4 protein-coding genes are annotated in these 6295 nt (G+C 73.6%); all 4 read right to left on the bottom strand.

Annotated features, from left to right (window positions below; translation table 11 throughout):
- Positions 1-127: 127 nt before the first annotated feature.
- On the bottom strand, positions 128-1705 hold the full coding sequence (locus AB0F40_RS27055) for a ricin-type beta-trefoil lectin domain protein (RefSeq protein WP_357475335.1): 1578 nt from the start codon (positions 1703-1705) through the stop codon (positions 128-130).
- 377 nt (positions 1706-2082) lie between these two features.
- Entirely contained in the window at positions 2083-3087 is a 1005-nt protein-coding gene (locus AB0F40_RS27050) for a LacI family DNA-binding transcriptional regulator (protein WP_357475332.1), read from the bottom strand.
- 1 nt (position 3088) lies between these two features.
- Entirely contained in the window at positions 3089-4339 is a 1251-nt protein-coding gene (locus AB0F40_RS27045) for a sugar ABC transporter permease (protein WP_357475330.1), read from the bottom strand.
- A partial coding sequence (locus AB0F40_RS27040) for a substrate-binding domain-containing protein (RefSeq protein ID WP_357475328.1) occupies positions 4336-6295 on the bottom strand: 1960 nt, incomplete at its 5' end. The genes AB0F40_RS27040 and AB0F40_RS27045, both read right to left, overlap by 4 nt.

The raw sequence follows: 6295 nt of genomic DNA, 5'->3' as shown, positions 1-6295 counted from the left end.
ATCGCCCTCTGTAGCCGCCGGGGCCGCCCCCGGGCCCCCCCCCCCTTCTTTTTCGCCGCATATTTTATTCCCTTTGGCGCCCCCCCAAAGCGAAGAAACTTAGGCCTCGAAGACGGTTCGCGAGCCGTCAGCCCACGTGCCACTTCTGTGCGGCCGTGCCGTTGCACGTCCAGATCTGCAGCTTCGTGCCGTTCGCACTGTTGCTGTTCGGCACGTCCACGCACTTGTTGGCGAGGATGGAGACGAGGTCTCCCGCCCCGCTCAGCGTGAACTGCTGGGCCGCGTTGCCGCTGCAGTTCGCGAGCTGCACCGCCGTGCCGTCGGCCGTGTTGGCCCAGGCCACGTCCATGCACTTGCCCCCGGCGCGCAGCGTGCCGTCGGCGTGGAAGGTCCACCGCTGCGCGGCGCTGCCGTTGCACGTCCAGAGCTGCAGGCGCTTGCCGTCCGAGAAGTCGGAGCCCGGCACGTCGATGCACTTGCCCGCGAGCCCGATCAGCGCCTGCCCGCCGCCGCCGCCACCGCTGGTGGTCAGTTGGAGCCCGTAGGTGCTCAGGATCGGGTTCAGCGGCTGGTAGATGAACCGGCCGTTCGAGGAGCAGTCGCCGATCCGGCCCGACGTCACGCCCTGCGCCTGGTTGCCCGACAGCACCGAACCGCCCGAGTCGCCGCCCTCCGCGCACGCGGAGCCCGTCGCCATGCCCGGGATGTCACCGTCGCCGTAGTTGATGGTGACGTTCTTCTCCTGGATGACGCCGCAGCGCCAGCCGGTGGTGCGGCCCGACCGGCAGACCGTCGCGCCGATGCCCTGCTCGGCGGAGCCCGCGACCGTCGCGGTGCCGCCCGCGTAGTTGTTCACCGTCGGGGTCGGGGTCCAGTTGCTGTTCGTCGCCACCCACGCCCAGTCGTGACCAGGGAAGACCGACGCCCGGTAGGTGCCGAGCGCCGCGCCGTCGGGCGCGTTGACCGGGTCGCCGGCGTTGCCGCAGTGCCCCGCCGTGACGAACCCGCCCTGCACGGCGAACCCGATCGAGCAGAGCGTGACGTACCCGTTGCCGAGCGGCTTGTGGAACTCGTCGCCGCCCCGGATGTCGCGGGCGGGCTCGGGCGCCACCTCGGACTTCTCCACGCGCACGACGTCGGTCGGGAGGTCGGCGTCGGCGATCATGGCCTTGGCCGCGCCGACGTCGGCCGCCTCGACGACCACCTCGTTGGTGGTCGGGTCCGCGTACCAGGAGTGCACCGAGTCGGGGGCGCCCACCTCGTCGAGGGACTCCTTCCACGCTGTCAGCGCGTCGAAGCTGTGCTCGACGACGACGGCGTCGGCGCCGGCGCGCTCGGCCACCTTGGCCGCGGCGGTGCTGGTGACGGCGACCCGCGGGGCGTCAGCGTCCTTCGGCAGCCAGGTGCCCGCGTACGCGTCGCCGAGCGCCGCGGTCAGGTGCGCCTCGAGGAGCGCCGCGTCGGCGTCGAGGGCAAGTCGGTCGGGGATCTCCGCCCGGGTGAGGCCGAGGTCGCGCTCCATCGCGCGGACCTGGGCCTCGGGCAGCTTGGCGTCGGGCCGGTCGGCGTCGGGCTGGCTCGCGGCCGGGGTCTCCGGGGGCGGCGCTGCCCCCGCGACACCGGCACCGGTGAACGCCGTGCCGACCACGAAGGCGGCGGCTGACAGCGCTATCAAAGGGCGGGACGCTCTCAGGGATCGTGACATGGTGTGCTCCTCGTCAAGCCTGGGAAACCTCGTGTGTGCCTGGGAGCGTATTGACGCCACGCCGCCGCCAGAACGGCTGGGAGCGCGCTGTGTGGAAACTACGTAAACCAGCGCGTACTACCCCCTACCCCCGCAGACCCCGTCCACATTTTTCACCCGCCCGGTCGCGCCCCAAAAAAGGTCCGCCTCGAGCAAGGCCTTGGGCCTGGTTCCGGGGTGGAAACCAGGCCCAGGTCCTTGCTCGAGGCGGACCTTGGCGGCGCAGCCGCTCCGCGCGATGACGACGGACATGGTGGACTACGGCGTCGGCCGACGGTGCTGTCGAGAGCCGCACCTAGATGCAGGCCGGCTGTGTCAACGGGGTCGTCAACGGGTCGTCAACGGGGTCGGCGCTCACCGCTTCCCCTGGGCAGCACCCGGGTCGGCAGCACGACGAGCTCGACCGCCCGGTCGGGTTCGGCGGACCGCGCGACGGCGAGCTCCGCGGCGAGCCGGCCCATCTCCACGGCGTCGTACGCGACGACGGTGATGCCCAGCAGGTCGGCCAGCTCGAAGTCGTCGAAGCCCACGACCGCCACGCGGTCGCCGCCCGGCACGGCCCGCAGCGCCTGGAGGGTGCCGACGGTCGCCCGGTTGTTCGCCGCGAGCACGGCGGTGGGCGGCTCTGGCACCGCGAGCAGCTCAGCGACCAGCTCCCGGGCGGCCGCGGCGTCGTGCGCGCCCGAGCGCAGCCACCGCTCGGCGTCGGGCACGCCGGCGTCGCGCATCACGGCCAGGAACTCGGCGCTGCGCTCCTGGAACGTCCACAGGTGGGGCTCGTCGCCAACGAACGCGATGCGCCGGTGGCCGTGGGCCAGCAGGTGCCCGACGGCGGCCCGCGTGCCGCCGCGGTTGTCGATGACCACGGTGTCGACGTCGATCCCTGCCGCCGGCCGGTCCACCACCACGACCGTCAGCCCGGCGGCGATCTCGGCCCGCAGCGACGAGTGGTCGGCCCCGGCGGGCGTGACGATGAGCGCCCCGACCCGCCGCTCGAGCAGCTCGCCCGTCAGGGACCCCTCCCGCTCGGGGTCCTCGTCCGACGACGCCGTGAGCAGCTGCAGCCCGTGCTCCCGGAGCTCCCGCTCGATGCCGCTGGCCAGCGCGGAGTAGAACTCGTTGGCCAGGTCCCCGGTGATGAACCCGACCAGCTTGGAGAACCCGCCGCGCGCGAGGTCGGCGGCCACGGCGTTGCGCCGGAAGCCAAGCGTGGTGGCGGCGTCGAGCACGCGCTCGCGCGTGGCGGCCGCCACGTTGGGCTCGCGGTTGAGCACCCGGGACGCGGTCTTCAGGCTCACCCCCGCTGCCTCGGCGACCACGGCCAGCGTCGGACGACGGATCATGTCAGGCCTCCCGGCGCTTGCGCATCAGCATGTCGATGACGATGGCCAGCAGCAGCACGGCCCCGGTCACCATGTAGCGCGCCGCCTGGTCCACGTTCATCAGCGTGAGCCCGTTGGCGATGGACTGGATGACGAGCACGCCGAGCACCGCCGACCACGCGCTGCCCCGCCCCCCGAACAGGCTCGTGCCGCCGATCACCGCCGCGGCGATCGCCACGAGGTAGGTGTCGCCGCCCCCGGTCCCCTGGTTGGCGGCGCCCAGCCGGCCGGCCGCGAGCACGCCGCCGAGCGCGGCGAGGGTCGAGCAGGCGACGAAGCACAGGATCACCGTGCGGCGCACCGGCACGCCGGCCAGCGTCGCCGCCCGCCGGTCGCCGCCGACCGCCCGTACCGACCGGCCCCACCGCGTGCGGCGCAGCAGCACGTCCGTGACCACGACGAGCAGCGTGAACAGCACCACCGACCAGCCGATCCCGCGCGCGGAGCCCAGGTACAGGTAGGCGACGATCACCGACAGCACGGCGGCCAGGACGAACGTGCGCACGGCGATCTGCGGCACGCTCGCGCAGGCGAGGTCCGCGCGCCGCCGTCGGGCACGGGCAGCGAGCTGCACCGCGGCGGAGGCGACCACCACGGCGACCACCAGGGCCCAGGCGACGCCGGTCGGCAGGAAGCCCTGCTGCACCGACCGGACGAACCACGACTCGAACGGCAGGTTGATCGAGCCGAGCGGGCCGAGCACGCGCAGCTGCACCCCGGCGAGGAACAGCAGCCCCGCCAGGGTGAACACGAAGCTGGGCAGGCCGAGCCGGGTCGAGAGCGCGCCGTACGCCAGCCCCACCACGACCCCGCAGGCCAGCGCGGCACCGATCGCGAGCGCCACCGGCCAGCCGAGCGTCACCGAGCCGACGGCGACGACCGCCGCGGCAAGACCGCTCAGCGATCCGACGGACAGGTCGATCTGCCCCACCAGGAGCACGAGCACGACGCCGAGCGCGATGACGCCGACGGGGGCGCTCTGCAGCGTGAGGTTGACGAGGTTCTCGGGCGCGAGGAACGCGGGGTTGATCGCACCGAGGACCAGCCAGATGCCCACGAGCGCCGCGACGATCGGCAGCAGGCCGTTGCCGACGCGCACCCGTTGCCAGACGGCGCCGGGCAGCCCGGCGCCGGGCAGGCCCGCTCCGGACGGTCCGCACGGTCCGGACGGTCCGGACGATCCGGCGCCGGTGCGGCCTGCTGGCGCGCTCATCGCCGCACCCGCCGGTGGGGCGTGCCCGGCCGCACGGCGCCCGTCATCGCGGCGAGCAGGTCCTCGTACGACGCGTCGCCGTCGAACACGTCGTGCACGCGGCCGAGGCGCAGGACGAGGATGCGGTCGGCCACGGCCTGCAGGTCGCCCGCCTGGTGGCTGACCAGGACGACGGCGTGCCCGCGCTCGCGCAGCCGGACGATCAGGTTGAGCACCTCGGCGGTCTGGCGCACGCCGAGGGACGCCGTCGGCTCGTCGAGGACGACGACGCGCGGCGAGCCGAGCAGCGCCCGCGCCACCGCGACGACCTGGCGCTGACCGCCGGACAGCGTGCGGACCGGCTCGCGCACGTCCGGCACGCTGGCGGCGAGCTGGTCGAGCAGGCGCCAGGCCTCGCGCTCCATGGCCACCTCGTCGAGGATCGGCCCGCGCACGGTCTCGTGCCCGAGGAACACGTTCTCGACCACGTCGAGGTCGTCCACGAGCGCCAGCTCCTGGAACACGGCGGCGATCCCGAGGGACCGCGCCACGGCGGGCGAGTCCAGCAGCACGGGGCGCCCGTCGAGCAGCACCTGGCCCTCGTCGGGCCGGTGGGCGCCCGCGAGCACGCCGGCCAGCGTGGACTTGCCGGCGCCGTTGTCGCCGACGACGGCCAGCACCTCGTGCTCGTGGACGTCGGCGTCGACGTCGACGAGGGCGCGCACGCCGCCGAACCGCTTGGAGACGCCGCGCAGGGACAGCACCGGGTCGCTCATCGGGCGGCCTCCCGTGCGGGTGCTGGTGCGGCGGCGGCGTCGGCGTCGGCAGCGGTAGCGGCAGCGGCGTCCGGTCCGATCAGGCCAGCGCGCTCGCATGCTGCCACGTAAGCGGGCACGCAGATCTCGTCGGTGGAGTAGACGCGCCCGTCGACGATCACGTGCCCGACGTCGGCGGCGCCCACCGCGCGGGGCGCCAGGAGCTGCGGCGAGCTCGCCGTCCTGGCCGGTGGTGACGGGCACGGGGTCGAGGCCTGCCGCCTTCGCCGCGGCGATCGCACCGCCCGCTATGCCGTCGTTGGCGGCGAGGATGCCGTCGACCTGGCCCGGGTACCTCGTGAGCATGGCCTCGGTCCACTCGGTGGCCTTGTCCGGGCTCCAGTCGGGCGTGTAGTACTCGGCGAGCACGTCGATGTCCTCTCCCTCGAGGGCGCGGCGGGTGCCTGCCGCGATCGCGAGCGCGTTGGGCTCGGTCGCGGACCCGTGCACCAGCAGCACCCCCGGTCGGCCGCCGTCGGCCTGGTCGTCGGTCCTGCCGTCGGTCCTGCCCTGTGCTGTGTCCTGTGTCGTGTCGTCCGTCGTGTCGTCCGCTCGCTCGGCGATCCCGCCGACCAGGGCCGAACCCAGCAGGAAGCCGATGAACTCGTAGTCGTACGACACGTAGTAGTCCGCGCCGTCCAGGAACCGATCGTAGGCGATGACCTGCGCACCCAGCCGCTCGGCCTGCGCGATGATCCCGGCGGCGGCCACGGTGTCCACGGCGCCGAGCACCAGGACCTCGGCGCCCTGCGCGAGCATCGACTCGGCCTGCTGCAGCTGGGCGGCGGCGTCCTGCCCGGCGTTGGCGTACAGCACGGTGCAGCCCGGGCAGCGGCGGTCGGTGACGGAGACGAAGGTCGGGTGGTCGGAGGCCTCGTAGCGGGCGGTCTGCGACTCGGGCAGCAGCAGCCCGATGGTCCCCTCGTGCGCCGCGCCCGCGCCCGCGCCGTCGTCGATCCCGCGGGAGGCACACCCGCCGACAACAAGAGCCGCAACCAGCCCGACCCCGACCCACCTCCGTTGAGTGCGGGCTATCTGCGCCGTCGAAACGGTTCGGCGGCGCAGATAGCAGGACGCCCTGGCCAAGGCGGTCTTCGACGCGCTGTTCGGCCTGGGGCGTCTGCAGTCGCTGGTCGACGACGACTCGGTCGAGAACATCATC

Source organism: Promicromonospora sp. NPDC023987 (assembly GCF_040639055.1).
Taxonomy (GTDB): Bacteria; Actinomycetota; Actinomycetes; order Actinomycetales; family Cellulomonadaceae; genus Promicromonospora.
The sequence above is the reverse complement of the archived record's forward strand: the minus strand, read 5'-3'. Positions and strand labels throughout refer to the sequence as shown.